Raw genomic sequence first — 18,217 nt, forward strand, 5'->3', positions numbered from 1 at the left:
GACAGGGTCGTTCCCGGGGCCGCCGACACCGGGCCGCGGGCCCTGGTGCGCAGACCCGGGTTCGGCTCGAGGGCGACCCCGGCCCTCAGAACCTCGGCAGCCCGTCGGCCAGGAGCGGCCGCAGCCTGGGCCCCCAGAGGTGGGCGAGCGACTCGCCGTCGTAGTCGGCCTCGTACGCCGCCTCGATGAGGACCACCCGGTAGGCCTGCACGGCCAGCACGATGTCGCAGTCGTTCAGGAACTCGTCGAGTGGATGGTCGGTCACCCCGGCGGCGACAAGGCCGTCGTGGTACTCGCGGCACAACCGCAGGAACGTGGCCCGGGCGCCGGGCCCGGGCGGGATGGTCTCCGAGAGCAGGTAGGCGACGTCGCCGGCGGGCCGTCCGGATCCGGACACGCCGAAGTCGACCATCACCAGCCCGGTGTCGGTGAACAGCATGTTGTCGGTCCGACAGTCCCCGTGGCGGATCGAGAGCGGCTCGTTCAGGTGGTCGACCAGGCCGACTATGTGGTCGCCGAACCAGTCGGCGTGCCGCATGAACCCGTCGGTGAACACCTCGGGTTCCCGTTCCACCACCTCGTCCCGCCAGGCCCGGTAGAGGCCGTGCATGACGTTGGGCATCTGGGTGACCATCGACCACTCGACTATCGAGTCGTCGGCCAGCCCGGGGTAGCGCCAGTAGTGGGCGTGCATGCGGCCCAGGGCGCGGAGGATGGCGGAGAGGTCCTCGGCCGGCGGGAGGTCCTGGGCCGTGGTGATCCGTGCATCGGGGATGTACTCCAGGACCAGCGCGTAGCGCCGCCTTGTGGCCCGGATGAGCTTGCGTGCATGGCGGCCGATGAACTTCACGACCGGGCGTGGTAGGCCGTCGACGAACCGTTCCCGGCGGCGGCGGGCCGCCAACGACGGCCCGGGGTCACGGGTCGCGTGGATGAGGCGCGGGACCCGCACGGGGAAGTCGGCCGAGAGGCGTTCGTAGAAGTCGAACTCCCGGTCGTAGCCGCCCTCGGCCTCCGCCAGGCCCCGGTTGCCCACGTTGTCGGTGGGGAACTTGACCAGCACCACGTCGGGTGCATCGAGTTCGTCGGAGTTCCAGTCCAGCGACACGCGGATCGTCTGGCCCTGGAAGCCGACACCCGAACCCGGGCTCCCGGTTCGGAAGTCGACCACCTCGGCCTCGCCGGCCAGGCCGGAGGAGTGGACCGCAAGGGTCAACCAGGCCGCGTCGATCTCCTCGACCGACTGGGGAATCTGGATCGGCAGCCGCCTGGGCATCGGCCGGACCCTAGGTCACGGCCCGACCTGCCGACCTGCCGACGATATGTCAGGCCAGCGTGATCCGCCCGGACCCGGTCGTGGCCAGGCCGATCACGGCCGACTCGTGCCCGGTCGACGCCAGGGCGGCCAGCGCGGCGTCGACCCCGGTCGGATCCACGCCGAACACGAGGCCACCGGACGTCTGGGCATCGGCCAGGAGCATTACCTCGGCCTCGTCGAATCCGCCGCGGTCCAGGCGCTCGTCGGCCCATGCCAGGTTGCGCCGGCTTCCCCCCGGTATGGCCCCGGCGTCGGCCAGCTCCCGCGTCCCGGGAAGCAGTGGCACGGCGGCAACGTCGATCGTGACGTCGACCCCCGATTCGTGGGCCGCCCGGCCCAGGTGCCCCAGGAGGCCGAAGCCGGTCACGTCGGTCGCCCCGCTGGACCCCGCCTCGACGGCGATCCGTGCCGCCTCCTCATTGAGTCGGGTCATGGAGGCCAGGGCAGCGCCGACCACCTGGTCGGACGCACTGCCCTGCTTGATGGCCGTGGTGATTATCCCCACGCCCAGTGGCTTGGTGAGGAGCAGCACGTCGCCGGGCCGGAAGCCGGTGTTGGTGAGCATCCGATCGGGATGGACCTCGCCGACCACGGCCAGGCCGAACTTTGGCTCCGGGTCGTCGACGGTGTGGCCTCCGGCGATCACGAAGCCTCCCTCGGATGCGATCTCCTCGGCGCCGAGGAGCACCTCGACCAGGAGGTCGTTAGACAGCTCGGCGGCGTTCCACCCCACCAGATTGAGCGCCAGCAGGGGTCGGCCGCCCATGGCGTAGACGTCGGACACGGCGTTGGCCGCAGCCACGCGTCCCCACGAGCGGGCGTCATCGACGACCGGGGTGATGAAGTCGGCGGTCACCACCAGGGCGCGCTCGTCGTCGAGGCGCCACACGGCGGCGTCGTCGCCGGTGGACGCCCCGACCAGGAGGTCGGGATCGGTCACGGGTGCCAGGCGGCGCACGACGTGCGCCAGCTCGCCCGGGGCGAGCTTGCAGCCTCAACCGGCGCCGTGGCTGAACTGGGTCAGTCGGCGGGTCTCCGCCATGTCGTCACCCCCTCTCCCGTGGACGGGCTCCCATCACCGGTCCCGATCGGGACACAGCCGTCTTCGGCAAGAGTAGGCGGCGGCTCAGGTGCCGCCGATGACACCACGCTCCCGGAGCTCGGTCAGGCGTCCGTCGCTCAGGCCCAGTTCGGCGGCCAGTACCTCGTCGGTGTGCTCGCCCAGCCAGGGAACCCGGGCATCGGCGGCCTCGGGGACCTCCGACAACTTGACCGGGTTTCCCGGTACTAGCACGGGCTGGCCGGTGGCGCTGGGCAGGGTCTCAATCAACATGTTCCGGACCCTCAGGTGGGGATCGGCGACCACCTGGGCGCTGGTCCGCGAGGGGCCACAGGCGATGCCGGCACCCGACAGCGTCCCCACCACCTCGACCAGCGTGCGGCCGGTCGACCACGACTCGATGGCCGGTCGCAGGAGGTCGTCGAGATGGTCCTGCCAACCGGCACGGGTGGCGAGCCGCTCGTCGTCGAGCAGGTCCGGTCGACCGATCTCGGCCATCAGGACCTCGAAGTGGTGCTCCCTGACGCACTGCAGCACGAAGTGGCCGTCGGCCGCCTCGAAGGTCTCGACGATGCCCACCCCACTCCCCCATTCCCGCTCGATTCCCATCGATTGGAAGTTGGCGACGATGTCGGTCATGGCGACCGTGGAGTCCAGCATGGCGACGTCGATGTGCTGGCCGGTTCCGGTCAGGTCCCGGTGGCGCAGGGCTGCCAGGATCCCCACGGCGCCGAACAACGCCGAGCTGATGTCCCCCAGGGCTCCGACCGGGTTGGCGGCAGGGGGTCGGCCCGGGGCGCGCTTGTACTCGTAGATGCCCGACATGCCCTCGACCACCGCCGCATAGGCGCCCATTTCCCGGTAGGGGGAGCGTGGGTCCTGGCCGAAGCCGGACACCGAGAGGTAGACGACCGCCGGATGGACGGCACGGACGGCCTCGTAGCCGATGCCCAGACGGTCGGCGGTGCCCGCCCGGAAGTTCTCACCGACCACGTCGAAGCTGGGCGCCATCCTGAGGAACAGCTCGATGCCCTCCGGGTGCTTCAGGTCTATGGCCACGCTGCGCTTGTTCAGGTTGTTCCGCAGGAACGTCGCACCCATCTGGCGCCCGTCGGGGTCGGTCACGAAGGGTTGGGACCCACGGCCGCTGTCGCCGGTCACCGGGTGTTCGACCTTCACCACCTCGGCCCCGAGGCGGGCCAGGAGCTGGGTGGCGAACGGGAGGGCCGCCATCTGCTCGGCGGCCAGGATCCGTACGCCATCCAACGGCCGGAGGATCTCATCATTCGGGGCATCATTCGGCCCGTCGTTCTGAGTAGTCATCGTGAGCCAGTCTGCCCTATCCGGTGATAGATCTGACGATCCGTCAGAAGACAAGCCGATCCGTCAGAAACCCTGGCACACCATCGTCAGAAGCCCGCCGTCACAGGCCGGTCGGCCGGTTCACGAATCGCCCGACCTCCGGCGAGAAGAACCAGCCACCACCGGCCAGCGTTCCCCCGTCCACCGGCAAGTTGTGGCCGGTGACGAAGGACGACATGTCGCTGGCCAAGAACAGGGCCACCCGTGCCTGGTCCTCGGGCCAACCCAGCCGACCCACCGGTGCCCACGCCTCCCAGAGGTGGTCGTGCCCATCGCCGTCGGACAGGTAGTCGACCTGGGGGGTCTGGGTCAGGTCGGGCCCTATGCCGTTTACCCGAATCCCCTTTCGGCCGTAGCCGGCGGCCAGCGACGTCGTGAAGTGGGCCGCTGCCGCCTTCATGGCCGCGTAGACCGGTTCACCGGGAAAGCCGCGCATTCCCTCCACCGAGTGCACGTTGACGATCGAGCCGCCTCCACCGTCGACCATCGGCTCCAGGAATGCCCTAGTGACCCTGAAGACGTGCTCCAGGTTGGCCGAGTACATGGCCTGCCACGACTCGGGCGTCGACTCATGGAACCGGACCAGCGGCCGGTAGTCGCCGACGTTGTTCACCAGCACGTCGACCCGTCCATGCTCGCCCATGACTGCGACACGGAGGTCCTCGACCTCGGCATCGGATGCCACGTCGACCACGTGGACCCGTGCCGTCCCACCGGTCGCCTCGATGTCCTCGACGGCGGCCGCCGCCCGGTGGGGGTCGATCTCGACGATCTCGACCAGGGCACCGTGCTCCGCGAACAGTCGGGAGATCGCTCTGCCGATCCCCGATCCACCACCGGTCACCACGGCCACCCGACCGTCCAGCAGGCGGCTCCAGTCGTCAATCTCCGGGACCCGCTCCGGGCCCTGTGCCAGCCCCCCGGACGGTTCGGACTGGGAGGGAGCCTCCCCGGAGGGGCGTGTCACCCCGACGCCGCCACATCACGCAGGGCGTCGAGGAGCCTGTCGACGTCGTCGTCGGTCGTGTAGACGCTGATCCCGGCCCTGACTGCGCCGGCCTCGGCGTCCAGCCCCAGCGGGAGCATGGCCTCCACGGCGTAGTTGTGGCCGTCCCAGACCGCCACCCGGTCGGTGGCCAAGCGTTCAGCGACCGCCACTGGAGATAGGCCGTCGACCTCGAACATCAGCGTGGGTGCCCGGTCAACGGTGTCCTGTGGCCCCACCACCCGGACCCCGTCGATCCCGTGCAGGCCGTCCAGCAGGCGTGCGAACCGCAGCGCCTCGTGGGCGACGATCCTGTCCATCCCGGTCTCCAGCAGGAAGCGGGCCGCTGCGTCGATCCCGGCCAGCGCCTCCCACGACGGCGTGCCGTACTGCAGGCGCCCCGGACCGGAGTCCGGAGCGGGGCGCACCTTGTAGACATCCATCGAGTCCAGCAGGTCGGGCTCCACCCACATGACCCCGGCGTGGGGGCCGTACCACTTGTACGACGACGTGGTGAAGACGTCACACCCGATGGCGGCGACATCGACCACGTGGTGCGGGGTGAGGTGGACGCCATCCACCACCACCCGGGCTCCCACGGCGTGGGCAGCCGCGGTGACGGCCGCCGTGTCGGGAATAGTCCCCACCGCGTTCGAGGATCCGGTCACCGCCACCCACCGGGTGGCCGGGCCGATCAGGTCGGTCACCGCGTCGACCGGCAACCGGCCGGTGGTCGGATCCAACTCGGCCATGCGCACGGTGGCACCCGTGTCCCGGGCCAGCAGCAGCCACGGCGACACGTTGGAGTCGTGGTCCAGGGTGGTGCAGACGATCTCGTCGCCCGGCCCGAGCCCCCGACCGATGGCCCGGGTGAGGGCCATCATGTTGGACGTGGTGCTCGGCCCGAAGACCATTCCGCCGGGACCGGCGCCCAGCAGTTCGCCCATGGTGGTGCTCACCGTCTCCACCAGGGCGTCGCAGGCCACCGCCGCTGCGAAGGAACCGTGCGAGTTGGCGTTGTTCCCGCTGCGCTGCCAGGCGGCGCCGGCATCGATCGCAGCATCCACGACCTGGGTGCCAGCCGGGCCGTCGAAACGGGCCCATTCCCCGGTCACCCCGGGAAATCGGTCCCGAATGTCGTGGAGGTCGTTCACCGTCGGGCACGCTAGTGGGCGACACCGAACGGAGAGGACCCCTGTGGAGGCCTGGGAACTGGATGCCAGAGAGCAGATCCGTGGCCTCGTGGCCGCCTACAACGCCCTCGGCGACCGCGGTCGCCTCGACGGCGTCATGGCCCTGTTCGCCCACGACGCCGTGATGGACATCGGCGACGGACGCACCTACGAGGGCGTGGACCAGATCCGCACGATCTTCACCGGGACCCGCGACTCGATTCTCGACGGCGGCGACGGCGACGGTCCGCGCTTCCTCCAGCACCACACGACCGGCCTACACGTCACCCTGGCCGGCCGCGACGAGGCCACCGGCCACGCCTACTTCACGGTGATGACCGACCGCGGCCTCGACCACTGGGGTCGCTACCAGGATGCCTACCGACCGGTGGGCGACGCCTGGCTGTTCGCCTCCCGTCGGGTCCGCATAGACGGCTACACGCCCAGCGGCTGGGCGGACGCACGCCTGAACGGACCGGCGAAGTGAGCACGCCCGCCGGCATGTCCGACGTCGAGCGCCTGGTAGCCGAGGCCGAGATCCGACAGCTGGTCGCCCGCTACGCGGTCGCGACCGACCGTCGCGACCTCGAGACCCTGGTGTCTCTGTTCGTCCCCGACGTGCGGGTCGGACGCGACTCCAGGGGCCACGAGGCCCTGAGGGAGACCTTCGACCGACAGCTCAGGACCGTCGGCACGACGGTGCTCAACGTCGGCACCCACCAGATCGACCTGGGCGGGCCGGACGACGCCACGGGCCACGTCTACTGCAAGGCCGAGATCCAGGACGGCGACCGCTGGATCCACCAGGCCATCCGGTACGACGACACGTACCGGCGGGTGAAGGGCGACTGGCGGTTCGTGCGCCGGCTGCACCGCCTCTTCTACGGCGCCGAGGTGGGCGTCAACCCGTTGGGGCTCCCGCCCGCTGACTGGCCCAGCCACCACGACGGCCTCGGCACCCTCCCCCACGAGGACCCGACCTGGCAGGCCTTCCAGGTGGCCGGGGGGGACGAGGCAGGCCCATGACCGGCACTCCCCCACAGTGACCAGCGACGACCTCTCCAAGCAGGTCGGACGCCAGATCGGCGACACGATCCTGGCTGGCTTCGTGGACTACATCGCCGGCTTCCGGAAGATCTCCCGTCGCGCCCAGCGACACTTCACGCAGCGCGAGTGGACCGAGCACGACGCCGACTCCCGGCAGCGGCTGGCCCTCCACCGCTCCTGCGTCGTCCAGGCGGTGGACCGCGTGCGACCGCTGCTGGACGGGGTGGCTGACGGACGGGGAACCTGGCGGACGGCACGGAACCACTACAAGCGCCGGATCGCCGACCGGTCCGACCTGACCCTCGCCGAGACCTTCTTCAACTCGGTGACACGTCGGACCTTCACCACGATCGGTGTGGACAACGACGTGGAACTCCGCTGGTTCGGGGCGACCACGGTTCCACGCGGTGAGGGTCGGGCCGAGCTGTTCGCCACGGCCAGCCGGGTCAGGGACACGTCGGCCATGGTGCGCCAGATCCTGGAGTCCTACGAGTTCGAGGCGCCCTGGGCCGACCTGGAGGACGACGCGCGACGGGTGGCCGCCCGCATGGACACCTTCCTCATCGAGGAGTGGGACAGCCTCGAGGCCGACGGCGTCGACATGCTGCGGCCCATCTTCTACCGGAACAAGGCCGCCTACCTGGTGGGCCGGCTCCGGCAGCTCAACCGGGTGACGCCAATCGTCTTCCCCATCCTCCACGGTCCCGACGGCCTCCGGGTCGACACCGTGCTGCTGACCGAGTCACAGGCCAGCAGGCTGTTCAGCTTCACCCGGTCGTACTTCTTCGTCGAGTGGCCCAACCCGTCAGAGCTGGTCGGCTTCCTCAAGTCGCTGCTCCCCATGAAGTCGCTGGCCGAGCTCTACACCGCCGTCGGGTTCCCCCAGCACGGCAAGACCAGCCTCTACCGGTCGCTCTACCGCCACCTCGACCACTCGCACGACAAGTTCGTCCGGGCTCGGGGCACGCCCGGCATGGTGATGTCGGTGTTCACGCTGGTCTCGTTCAACGTGGTCTTCAAGATCATCAGGGACCGGTTCGACCCACCCAAGAACACCACGCGTGACGCCGTGAAGCGTCGCTACGCGCTCGTCTACAACCACGACCGGGTGGGTCGGATGGTCGAGGCCTGGGAGTTCGAGAACCTCTCGTTCGAGAAGGACCGGTTCGACCCCGAGCTGCTGGAGGAACTGCTCGAGACGACCTCCGAGTCGGTACGACTGATCGGCGACCAGGTGGTGATCAGCCACGTCTACACCGAGCGACAGGTGTACCCCCTGAACCTGTACCTACGGGAGATGTCCACCGCCAAGGCGACGGCCGCGGCCATCGACTGGGGTTGGGCCATCAAGGACCTGGCGGCGGCCAACGTGTTCCCCGGTGACCTGTTCACCAAGAACTTCGGCGTGACCCGCCACGGCAACGTCGTCTTCTACGACTACGACGAGCTGACCCTCCTGGAGGAGTGCCGGTTCCGGTCCATTCCGCAGTCCGACGACCCGGCCGATGAGATGAGGCCCCAGCCGTGGTTCTCCATCGAGCCCGGCGACGTCTTCCCCGAACAGTTCCCGACATTCATGACCTTTCCACGCGACGTGTCCGGTGAGGTCCGGCGACGCTTCGACGAGGTCCACTCCGACCTGTACACGCCGGCCTTCTGGCAGGAGGTCCAGGCCAGCCTGGCCCGCCGCGACCTCCCGGACTTCTACCCGTACGTCGAGGACCTCAGATTCCGCCGCAGGCCCACAGAGGCCCTCGGTTAGGGTCGCACCGTGTCTCGCCCGATAGCCGTCGCCCCATCGGTCCTGCCCGTCGACTTCTCCCGCCTGGGCGACGAGTGCATCGCCCTGGAGAAGGCCGGCGTGGACCTCATCCACTGGGACGTCATGGACGGCGTGTTCGTACCCAACCTGACGTTCGGCCCGGACGTCATCGCCTCGACCCGCCACCTGGTCGACCTGGAGTTCGAGGCCCACCTGATGGTCGTGGACCCGGACCGGCTGGTCGACCGCTACGTGGACGCCGGCTGTTCGACCGTGCTGGTCCATGCCGAGGCCTGCGACCACCTGCACCGGACGCTCTCCCACATCGCCGACCTGGGGGCCACCCCGGGGGTCGCCCTGAACCCACACACACCGGCCGAGGTGATCCGCCACGTGCGCGACCTCCTGGGCGTGGTCCTGGTGATGACCGTCAACCCGGGCTTCGGCGGACAGTCCTACATAGGTGCCATGGAACCCAAGGTGGCCGAGGTGGCCACCATGCTGGACGGCTACGACTGTGCACTTGAGGTCGACGGCGGAATCGGGCCGTCCACGGTGGCCGACGTGGTGGCAGCCGGGGCCGACCGGCTGGTGTCGGGCAGCGCCCTGTTCAGTGACCCCGAGGGTCTGGAGCACGCCGTGGCCGACCTCCGGGGCCGTGCCGAGGCGGCGCAGGGCTGAGCGACCACGCCGCTACCCTGCGCCCACATGAACGCCTACCTCTCGACACCTCAGCCGTCCGCGGCGCTGGCCGCCGACGACGACAGCCCCGACCACGGCCGGTTCGACGTCTACAACCGACTGCTCAAGGACAGGATCGTCTTCCTGGGCACCGACGTGAACGACGACGTGGCGAACTTCATCATCGCCCAGATGCTCTTCCTGGAGGCCCAGGACCCCGAGAAGCCGATCTGGCTCTACATCAACTCGCCGGGCGGGTCGGTCACCTCGGGAATGGCCATCTACGACACGATGCAGTTCGTGGGCCCCGAGGTGGGCACCATCTGCATGGGCCTCGGCGCCTCGATGGGCCAGTTCCTCCTGTGTGCCGGTGCCCCGGGCAAGCGCTTCGCCCTGCCCCACGCCCGGATCATGATGCACCAGCCCCTGGGCGGGGTCCGGGGCCAGGCGTCGGACATCGCCATCCAGGCCGAGCAGATGGCATACACGAAGAAGATGCTCCAGGAACGGATCGCCGAGCACACCGGCCAGCCCGTCGAGACCATCGAGGCCGACAGCGACCGGGACCGCTGGTTCACCGCCGAGGAGGCCCAGGAGTACGGGATCATCGACCAGGTGATCGTGCGACGCGGCGAAATGCACTAAGGCCGACCGGACGACCACCTGCCCGTAGGCTTCCGAGCGCGGACGTGGCGGAACTGGTAGACGCACCGGCTTTAGGAGCCGACGCCGAGAGGCATGGGGGTTCGAGTCCCCCCGTCCGCACGTGACCGAACCAACCGACGCTCGCCCGTCCGAGGGCACTCCCCCAGACGACGGTGGCGTCCTTGACGCGCTCGTCGAGGCCGCTCCCGCCGGGATGGCCCGTCTAGACGCCGACGGCAGGATCCTGCGGGTCAACGGCCGGTGGGCCACCACCACCGGTCAGGATTCGGCGGACGCCCACGGCGACGGCTGGACTTCGATTCTGGACCCGGACGGCCGCGACGAGTTCCTAGCGGACCTACGCCGTTCGCTGTCCGACGGGACGGCCCTACGGGGTCGGCTCCGCCTGCTCGACGCCGACGGTGCCATCCGGTGGCTGGACCTCTCGACGGTCCCACTCGACGGGGTGGACGGGTCGGCCGGCGCTCTGCTCACCGTCACCGACGTGACCGACGAGACCGACGAGACGAGGCGGGCGCACGAGCTGACCAGGGTGCTGGAGTCCAGCCCCGATCCCGTGGCCGTCCTGGACCCCTCCGGCGAGCTCGTCGTCTGGGCCAACGACGCCATGCATCGCCATACCGGGGCCGGATCCACCTCGGCCGAGATTCGGCTCCTGGACGTGCTGGATGCCTGGTCGCAGGCCCAGTACGCCACGACAGCGCTGCCGGCGGTCCGAACCGGTGGCACGTGGCGGGGCGAGCTCCGCCTCGTGGGCGACGGCCGGACCGTGCCCGTCTCGGCTGTACTCGTCGCCCACCGCGATGCCGAGGGAGCGGTCGACGCCATCTCGATGATGGCCCGCGACCTGACCGACCTCCACGCCGCCCAGCAGCGGGTCGAGGCCTCCGAGATGCGCCTTGCCGCCCTGGTGGAGCACGCCTCGGACCTGGTGTGCGTGATCGGCGAGGACGGACGGATCATCTACGCCAGCCCGGCGGTGGCCCGCATCCTCGGCCGGGAGGCCCATGCCATGGAGGGCGTCCCGGTGGCCGAGCTCGTCCATCCCGACGACCTCGGCGAGCTGGTAGAGCGGGCCGACGAGGTGGTCGCCCGACCCGGCATGTCGCCCGCCTTCGAGGCCCGCGTAGCGCATGCCGAAGGGGGCTGGCGCCACATGGAGATAGTCGCCACCAATCTGCTTGGCAATCCCGCGGTGGCCGGCGTGGTCGTGAACGCCCGCGACGTCACCGAGCGCGTAGAGGTGGCCGCGCAACTCGAGGAACGGGCCTTCCACGACGAGCTGACCGGGCTCCCCAACCGGGCCCTCCTGCTGGACCGCCTCCAGGACGCACTGCACCGGTCGGCTCGACACGATCGGATGGTCGGGGTGCTGTTCCTGGACCTGGACCGCTTCAAGGTGGTGAACGACTCGCTCGGCCACGGTGCCGGCGACGACCTGCTGCGCGAGGCTGCCCGTCGGCTGCTGCGGACCGTGCGTCCCGGCGACATGGTGGCCCGGCTGGGTGGCGACGAGTTCGTGGTGGTAATCGGCGACATGGTCCGGACCACCGATGCCCTGGCCGCCGCCGAACGGGTTCGGACCGCCCTGGCCCGGCCGATGCAGCTGGGCAGCGACTCCACGGTGGTGTCGGCCAGCGTGGGGATCGCCGTTGCCCACGGGTCCGAGACTCCGGCCGACCTACTGCGGGACGCCGACACGGCCATGTACCGGGCCAAGGAGCAGGGGCGGGACCGGGCGGAGCTGTTCGGGGACCACCTCCGGGCCCAGGCGGTCCGACGACACTCCGTCGAACAGGAGCTCCGGGCTGCCATCATCGATGACCGCATCGAGGTCCACTTCCAGCCGGTGGTCCGCCTCTCGGACGGCGCCGTGACCGGAGCCGAGGCGCTAGCCCGGATCCGCAGCACCACCGGCGAGTTGCTCCAACCGGCGCAGTTCATCGACATAGCCGAGGACAGCGGCCTGATAGCCGACCTGGGAGCCCGGGTCCTGACCATCGCGGTCGGCCGCCTGGCTGCGTGGGAGGCCCGGCAACTCGGGAAGGGTCCCCGCCTCAGCGTGGCCGTGAACGTGTCCGCCCGACAGTTGGCCGATCCGTCATTTCCCGGCGTGGTGGCCGCCGCGGTGGCCGACAACGGCGTGCAGGCCGACCAGTTGGCCCTCGAGTTCACCGAGAGTGCCCTGATCGCCGCCAACCCGATTACCGAGATGGTGCTTGGGGAGCTGACCGACCTGGGCGTCCGGATGGGCCTGGACGACTTCGGCACCGGCTTCTCGTCGCTGGCCTACCTGAAGCGCTTCCCCATCGACTTCCTCAAGATCGACCGGTCGTTCGTGTCCGGCCTCGACGACCCCGAGGTGGACGGCGGCGTGGGCGACGACACCGCCATCGTGACCGGCACGGTCGCCCTGGCCCACAGCCTGGGCCTGAGGGTGATCGCAGAGGGCGTGGAGACCGAGTCGCAGTTGAGACGCCTGCAGCGACTGCAGTGCGACATGGCCCAGGGCTTCCACTTCTCCGAACCGGTCACCGACGCCGAGTTCGACCGCTTCCTGGGACGTCGATTCACAGAGGCGCCCGTCTCGCCGAACTGAGCCGGATGCCGGTCAGGTGCCGGCGGCCAGCCGATGGGCCAGGTTCCGGAAGGCCCGTCCCCGATGGGAAATGGCGTGCTTCTCGTCGCCCATCTCGGCGAAGGAACGCCCGTCGCCCTCCACCGGAACGAACACCGGGTCGTATCCGAAGCCCCCGTCGCCCCTAGGCCGGTCGGCGATGTGGCCCTCGACGGTGCCGGTGGCCACCACCTCGGTGCCGTCGGGGCGCCGCACGAGGGCCACGGTCCGAAACCTGGCCGTACGCCTACCGGCAGGGACCCCGGCCAGGTCGCCGAGGAGCCGGCCCATGTTGGCCTCCGAGTTCCCGTGGTCTCCGGCGTAGCGCCCGGTGTGCACTCCCGGGGCGCCTCCCAGGGCGTCGACCTCCAGGCCAGTGTCGTCGGCCACGGCGGCACAGCCGGTGGCCTCGCAGATGGCCACGGCCTTCAGGCGGGCGTTGGCCTCGAGCGTGTCGCCGTCCTCCACCACGTCGGGCAGGTCCGGCGGCCTGGGGTCAAGGTCGACGAGGCCGTCCAGGACGAGGGCGATCTCGGCCACCTTGTCCGGGTTGGCACTGGCCACCACCAGCCGTGGCAGGGGGTTCACGGAGTGCCGATCTGACCCGATGGACCACGGACCACAGCGTGGCCGGCCTGCCCATCCGAGGAGCGTCCGGTCATGGCGATCCGGTCAGGAGCGGGCTGCCGGTGGTTCGACCAGGACGGCCCGCTGGACATCCACGATCCGTGCGATGCCCGCGCTGGCCAGGTCCACCAGGGCGTCCAGCTGGCCCCGGTTGAATGCCCGACCCTCGGCGGTGCCCTGCACCTCCACGAAGTCGCCGGAACCGGTCATGACCACGTTGAAGTCGACCTCGGCGACGGAGTCCTCCACGTAGGGCAGGTCGAGGCGCGGCGAGCCGTCGACGATGCCCACCGAGATGGCGGCAAGCTCGTCGGTGATCGGCGAGGCCGGCAGCGTGCCCGCTGCCACCATCCGGGTGAAGGCATCGTGGAGCGCCACGTAGCCACCGCAGATCGAGGCCGTCCTGGTGCCGCCGTCGGCCTGCAGGACGTCGCAGTCCACGGTGACCTCCATCTCGGGCATGGCCTCGAGGTCGACGACGGCGCGCAGCGACCTGGCGATGAGCCGCTGGATCTCCTGGTCGCGACCCGACGTGCGGCGTCGGATGCGCTCTGGGCTGGAGCCGGGAAGCATCGAGTACTCGGCGGTCACCCAGCCCCGGCCGGTGTTGCGCAGCCACGGTGGTACGCCGTCGCCCAGCGAGGCGGTGCACAGCACTCGGGTCCTGCCGAATGAGACGAGGCACGAACCGGCCGCCATCTCTGTGAAGTCGCGCTCGAAGGAGAGGGGTCGCAACTCGTCGTCGGCACGTCCGTCGGGGCGGTTACTCGCTGCGGACACTGTGCCTCCTGGGTGGGTGGTTCTAGAAGTAGATGATCGATTCGGCGTTGGCGGCGGCCTCGTCGAGGTCGTCGGTCCAGGCGCCCGTGGAAAGGTACTTCCATCCGGCATCGCTCACGATGAACACGATGGTCGCCGTCTCACCGTCGGCCAGCTGCTCGGCAACCCTGATGGCGCCGGCCAGGGCGGCGCCGGCGGACAGCCCGGCGAAGATGCCGCACTCGTCGGCCAGCCGGCGGACGTACTCGATGGACTCCCGGGGGCGCACGATGCGCTTGCCGTCCAGGAGGTCGTAGCCGCCCCACTTCTCGAAGACCGGCGGAATGTAGCCGTCGTCGAGGCTCCGCAGTCCCTGGACCAGCTCGCCGGACGGTGGTTCGACCGCCAGCACCTTCACATCGGGCTTCTGTTCCCTGAGATAGGTGCCGACTCCCATGAGCGTGCCGCTGGTGCCCAGCCCGGCCACGAAGTGGGTGATTTCGGGGACGTCGCGCAGTATCTCCGGGCCGGTGGTGGCGTAGTGGGCCCGGGGGTTGGCCTCGTTGGCGTACTGGTAGAGGAACGCCCAGTCGGGGTTCTCGTCGGCCAGTCGGCGGGCCAGGCGTACCGCCCCGTTGGAGCCCTCGTCGCCGGGCGACGCGATGATCTCGGCGCCAAACACCTCGAGGGCCTGTCGACGCTCGATCGACACGTTCTCCGGGAGGACGATCTTGATCGGGTAGCCCCGGATGCGGGCGATCATGGCCAGCGCGATGCCGGTGTTGCCCGACGACGGTTCGATGATCGTGCGACCGGGCACCAGCGTGCCGTCGGCCTCTGCGTCTTCGACCATGGCCCTGGCTATGCGGTCCTTGACCGAACCGGTCGGGTTCTGGCCTTCCAGCTTGGCCAGCAGCCGGGCCGACGGGTTGGGGCTCAGCACGCTCACGTCGACGATCGGCGTGTCGCCGATGAGGTCGAGGATGGAGGGGTGGACGGCCATGGTGCTGCAGTTCGTGCGAGGGATGTTCGGGTCGGTGGGAACTCGGCAGAAAGCCGACCTATCTGGTCGGGATTCTAACCCCCGTCGACGACGACCGGCACCTCGGTGATGTCACCGTCCAGGATCCGGTAGGCCCGCAGCACCGGATCCGGGTGCTTCAGCGAGACGATGACGAAGACCCAGGCCCCGAACGGGTCGAAACGGGCGGCATCGGCCACGTCGGTCGGTGACGGATAGGCCGTCGTATGGGTGTGGCTGTGCATCACCCCGAGTACCGCCCGACCCTCGGAGTCGACCGCCGCCTCCACGTCGAGCATCTCGCGACCGTCCAGGACGTAGAGCTTCCACGCCTCGTCAGGGTCGGCCGTGTTGGCCATCGGGTGGTAGCCGTCGACGTGCAGGCCACCCTTGGCACCGCTGAACAGGCCGCAGGCCTCGTTGGGCGTCTCGGTCAGGGCACGGTCCAGCATCGCCCGGTACACGTCGACGGTCATCGTCACGGTCTCGCCCACCTCACGGAGGCTAACGGCGGGCCCGCAACCCACCGCCGGACGCCGCCGGCACCGCCCGGAGCCCGGCGGACGCTGCCCTGAGCCCGGAGGTTCGACAGGTACGATTCCACGGGTGAGCGAAGCCAACGACCGCACGGTCGCCACCAACCGCCGGGCCCGACACGCCTTCGACCTCCTCGACACGTGGGAGGCCGGCCTCGTGCTGCGCGGCAGCGAGGTGAAGTCGCTGCGGGACGCCAAGGTGCAGATCACCGAGTCATTCGGCCGGCCGGAGAACGGCGAGATCTGGCTGCTGGGCCTGCACATCTCGCCCTACTCCATGAGCGGCGGCGAGGGCATGGGCCACGACCCGGACCGGCCCAGGAAGCTGCTGCTGCACCGGGCCGAGATCCGCCGTATCACCGAGAGGATGAACCTCGAGGGCCTCTCGCTGATCCCCCTGCGGCTCTACTTCAAGGCCGGGCACGCCAAGGTCGAGATCGCTCTGGCCCGGGGCCGCAAGCTGCACGACAAGCGCCAGGCGCTCGCCCGTCGGGAGGCGGATCGGGAAGCCGACCGGGCCATGGCCCGCGGCCGACGGCGCTGACGGCGACGGCCCTGCTGCCCGTCAGTCGCCGCAGACGGCCGAGATGGATTCACCCACCACGGCCACGACGACGTCCATCTCGGCCTCGGTGATGGTGAACGGCGGCCCGATCAGCAGCGCATCGGGGGCGTTGCCGTCGCCCGCCGGGTAGACCCACACGCCGCGGCGCAGGGCCTCGGCCACCACCTGGTCGGCCATGCGGTCCATCGGCCCGTACGGCTCGCCGGCGGCCTTGTCGCTCACCAGCTCGATGCCGATCATGAGGCCCAGGCCACGCACCTCCCGAACGTGCGGATGCTCCTCCAGCGGGCGAAGCCGGCGCAGGAAGTCCTCGCCCTTGGTGGCGCTGGCCGCGACCAGGTCCTCCTCCTCCAGGATCGTGAGGCTGGCGATACCGGCCGCACAGGCTGCTGAATGGGCCGAGTAGGTGAAGAACATCATGCCGCCACCGGCCTCGGCGATCGGAGCGACCACCTTCTCGGAGGTGTACACGCCGCCGAGGGGCGCATAGCCGCCGGAGAGGCCCTTGCCGCCGACCATGATGTCGGGCACCACATCCCAGTGGTCCACGCCGAACTTGCGACCGGTCCGACCGAACCCTGTCATGACCTCGTCGGCGATGAGCAGGATGCCGTGGGCGTCGCAGATCGACCGCACATCTGACCACCAGTCGTCCGGTGGCAGCAGGGCGCCGGCGCTCGCGCCGATCACCGGTTCGGCGATCACAGCGGCGATCGTGTTGGGATCCTCGGATTCGATGACCTTCTCGAGGCCCTCGGCGTCGGCGACCGGCATCTTGGGGAAGTCCATGAGGACGTGCTCGAAGCCGGCTCGCCTCGAGGAGTGCCCGCTGGCAGACAGCGAAGCCAGGGTCACCCCGTGGTAGGAGGTCTCCCGCCCGATGACCTTCCAGCGTTCCGGGCTTCCGGCGGAGACGAAGTGGCTGATGGCCAGCCGTATCGCCGAGTCGACGGACTCGGACCCGCCGCTCACCAGTCCGACCCGGTTCAACTCGGGCGGCAACCACCGCTCGCGGAGCATCTCGACGAGGGTGATCCGCTCCTCGGTCACCCATGGCGGAATCACGTACGAGACCCGCCGGGTGGCATGGGCTACGGCATCGGCCACCTCGGTGCGACCGTGGCCGATGCTGATGGCCACCGCCCCTCCGCCGGCATCGATGACCTCGCGGCCGTCGGCGAAGAAGAGCGTGCAGCCCTCGGCCCTCTCGACGACGGGAGGAGCCTCGGTCGCCGGCATGAACGAATACGAGGCAGCCCGACGGTCGTCGATGCGCGGAGTCTGCCAGACGGCATGACCTGACTGCCTGCCGGACGACACGACCTGCTGGACGAGAACCCACCCGTTCGCACCTGCCGGTGGCAGGCCCGCTGGGGCGCCGGGCTGGCCGTCACAGACCTGCTGTACCCTTGACGACGCGGATCCTTGACAACCGAACACCTGATATCCGCACACGGCGGCCTCCGGGCCGCCACCCACGGGGCTGATCGGTTTCGACGCCGATGGCAGTGGGCGTGTCGTGCGACCGGAGTTGCCCAGACTCCCTAAACGGGGCACCCAAAGAGACGCCAACACGGACGATCTCGCTCTCGCCGCCTGACCTAGTCAGACGGTAGAGAGTCATCGCGACCGGTAACGGCACGCGGGGTCGGTCCACCGCAACCCGGCAACAGAAGCGGTGGAGACAGCTGGGACAGACCGCTGACGGCGTGAAAGACCGCTGACCCGGGGGAAAGACCCCGTGGCGGGGCCTCCGGGCCCGCCCGACCCGGCGGGGTGGCAGCCAGGAGCCACGTTCTCGGGAATGGTCGTAGCGCGCACGGTCACCCTTCGACGGACGGGGGTTCGATTCCCCCCAGCTCCACAAGACGAATTATCGACGAGAGGCCTGATATTTCAGGCCTCTCTGTCGTTTTGGGCCTCGGCAGCCGGCGTCCAAGTGCACAAATTGTCACAGTCGGTCTGGAAGTGCCGGTCAGGAGGTGAAGGCGCCACCGTTGAGGCCGATGGTCTGGCCGGTGACCCACCCGGCTTCGTCC

At 69.7% G+C, this 18,217-nt stretch carries 17 protein-coding genes, 1 tRNA gene and 1 other RNA gene; 9 read left to right on the top strand and 10 right to left on the bottom strand.

The genetic code is table 11. From position 1 onward, the window contains the following. Positions 1-85 precede the first annotated feature (85 nt). The 5 genes from MK177_07620 to MK177_07640 form a co-directional block, all read right to left on the bottom strand. The gene (locus MK177_07620) at positions 86-1,276 is read right to left on the bottom strand and encodes an ecdysteroid 22-kinase family protein (protein MCH2427188.1); all 1,191 of its coding nucleotides are present in this window, start codon (positions 1,274-1,276) and stop codon (positions 86-88) included. Between the two features lie 49 nt (positions 1,277-1,325). Further along, positions 1,326-2,360 (bottom strand): selenide, water dikinase SelD, encoded by a 1,035-nt coding sequence (gene selD / locus MK177_07625; GenBank protein ID MCH2427189.1) that lies wholly within the window; start codon positions 2,358-2,360, stop codon positions 1,326-1,328. Between the two features lie 84 nt (positions 2,361-2,444). After that, a complete protein-coding gene (locus tag MK177_07630; protein MCH2427190.1) occupies positions 2,445-3,701 on the bottom strand; it encodes a CoA transferase in 1,257 nt (418 codons plus the stop codon). A gap of 100 nt (positions 3,702-3,801) precedes the next feature. Next, positions 3,802-4,707, bottom strand: a complete 906-nt coding sequence (locus tag MK177_07635; protein ID MCH2427191.1) for an SDR family oxidoreductase — start codon at positions 4,705-4,707, stop codon at positions 3,802-3,804. Further along, entirely contained in the window at positions 4,704-5,879 is a 1,176-nt protein-coding gene (locus tag MK177_07640; protein MCH2427192.1) for a cysteine desulfurase-like protein, read from the bottom strand. Before MK177_07640 ends, MK177_07635 begins: the two co-directional genes overlap by 4 nt. A 43-nt stretch (positions 5,880-5,922) precedes the next feature. Here MK177_07640 and MK177_07645 point away from each other — a divergent pair, with 43 nt between their 5' ends. The 7 genes from MK177_07645 (at position 5,923) to MK177_07675 (ending at position 12,652) form a co-directional block, all read left to right on the top strand. Next, positions 5,923-6,384 (top strand): nuclear transport factor 2 family protein, encoded by a 462-nt coding sequence (locus tag MK177_07645; GenBank protein MCH2427193.1) that lies wholly within the window; start codon positions 5,923-5,925, stop codon positions 6,382-6,384. After that, positions 6,381-6,923 carry a nuclear transport factor 2 family protein gene (locus MK177_07650; GenBank protein ID MCH2427194.1) on the top strand — a complete coding sequence of 181 codons (543 nt, stop codon included), beginning with the start codon at positions 6,381-6,383 and terminating at the stop codon, positions 6,921-6,923. The genes MK177_07645 and MK177_07650 overlap by 4 nt, the downstream gene beginning before the upstream one ends. A 16-nt stretch (positions 6,924-6,939) precedes the next feature. Beyond that, positions 6,940-8,706, top strand: a complete 1,767-nt coding sequence (gene aceK, locus MK177_07655) for a bifunctional isocitrate dehydrogenase kinase/phosphatase (GenBank protein ID MCH2427195.1) — start codon at positions 6,940-6,942, stop codon at positions 8,704-8,706. A gap of 9 nt (positions 8,707-8,715) precedes the next feature. Beyond that, positions 8,716-9,387, top strand: a complete 672-nt coding sequence (gene rpe, locus MK177_07660) for a ribulose-phosphate 3-epimerase (protein ID MCH2427196.1) — start codon at positions 8,716-8,718, stop codon at positions 9,385-9,387. A gap of 27 nt (positions 9,388-9,414) precedes the next feature. Further along, positions 9,415-10,032: an ATP-dependent Clp protease proteolytic subunit gene (locus MK177_07665; GenBank protein MCH2427197.1), complete on the top strand. Its 618-nt coding sequence runs from the start codon at positions 9,415-9,417 to the stop codon at positions 10,030-10,032. 38 nt (positions 10,033-10,070) lie between these two features. Continuing rightward, positions 10,071-10,152 (top strand) — tRNA-Leu (locus tag MK177_07670). A 1-nt stretch (position 10,153) separates the two neighbouring features. Next, positions 10,154-12,652, top strand: coding sequence for an EAL domain-containing protein (locus MK177_07675; protein ID MCH2427198.1), 2,499 nt, complete (start codon positions 10,154-10,156; stop codon positions 12,650-12,652). A 12-nt stretch (positions 12,653-12,664) separates the two neighbouring features. On the opposite strand, the gene MK177_07680 is transcribed toward MK177_07675, so the two are convergent. The 4 genes from MK177_07680 to MK177_07695 all read right to left on the bottom strand — a co-directional run bounded on the left by MK177_07680 (position 12,665) and on the right by MK177_07695 (position 15,571). After that, the gene (locus tag MK177_07680; GenBank protein MCH2427199.1) at positions 12,665-13,258 is read right to left on the bottom strand and encodes a non-canonical purine NTP pyrophosphatase; all 594 of its coding nucleotides are present in this window, start codon (positions 13,256-13,258) and stop codon (positions 12,665-12,667) included. Between the two features lie 84 nt (positions 13,259-13,342). After that, the gene (gene rph / locus MK177_07685) at positions 13,343-14,077 is read right to left on the bottom strand and encodes a ribonuclease PH (protein ID MCH2427200.1); all 735 of its coding nucleotides are present in this window, start codon (positions 14,075-14,077) and stop codon (positions 13,343-13,345) included. Positions 14,078-14,099: 22 nt separating this feature from the next. After that, entirely contained in the window at positions 14,100-15,059 is a 960-nt protein-coding gene (locus tag MK177_07690) for a pyridoxal-phosphate dependent enzyme (GenBank protein MCH2427201.1), read from the bottom strand. Between the two features lie 74 nt (positions 15,060-15,133). Further along, positions 15,134-15,571, bottom strand: coding sequence for a M67 family metallopeptidase (locus MK177_07695; protein MCH2427202.1), 438 nt, complete (start codon positions 15,569-15,571; stop codon positions 15,134-15,136). A 112-nt stretch (positions 15,572-15,683) separates the two neighbouring features. On the opposite strand from MK177_07695, the gene smpB reads away from it, so the two are divergent. After that, entirely contained in the window at positions 15,684-16,157 is a 474-nt protein-coding gene (gene smpB, locus MK177_07700; protein ID MCH2427203.1) for an SsrA-binding protein SmpB, read from the top strand. A 21-nt stretch (positions 16,158-16,178) separates the two neighbouring features. Here the strand turns inward: smpB and MK177_07705 are convergent, their stop codons facing one another. Beyond that, complete coding sequence (locus tag MK177_07705; GenBank protein ID MCH2427204.1) at positions 16,179-17,417, bottom strand: aminotransferase class III-fold pyridoxal phosphate-dependent enzyme; 1,239 nt, start codon at positions 17,415-17,417, stop codon at positions 16,179-16,181. Positions 17,418-17,657: 240 nt separating this feature from the next. Here MK177_07705 and ssrA point away from each other — a divergent pair. Further along, positions 17,658-18,045, top strand: a transfer-messenger RNA (tmRNA) gene (gene ssrA / locus MK177_07710). Positions 18,046-18,217: the final 172 nt, after the last annotated feature.

Source organism: Acidimicrobiales bacterium (assembly GCA_022452145.1).
Taxonomy (GTDB): domain Bacteria; phylum Actinomycetota; class Acidimicrobiia; order Acidimicrobiales; family MedAcidi-G1; genus UBA9410.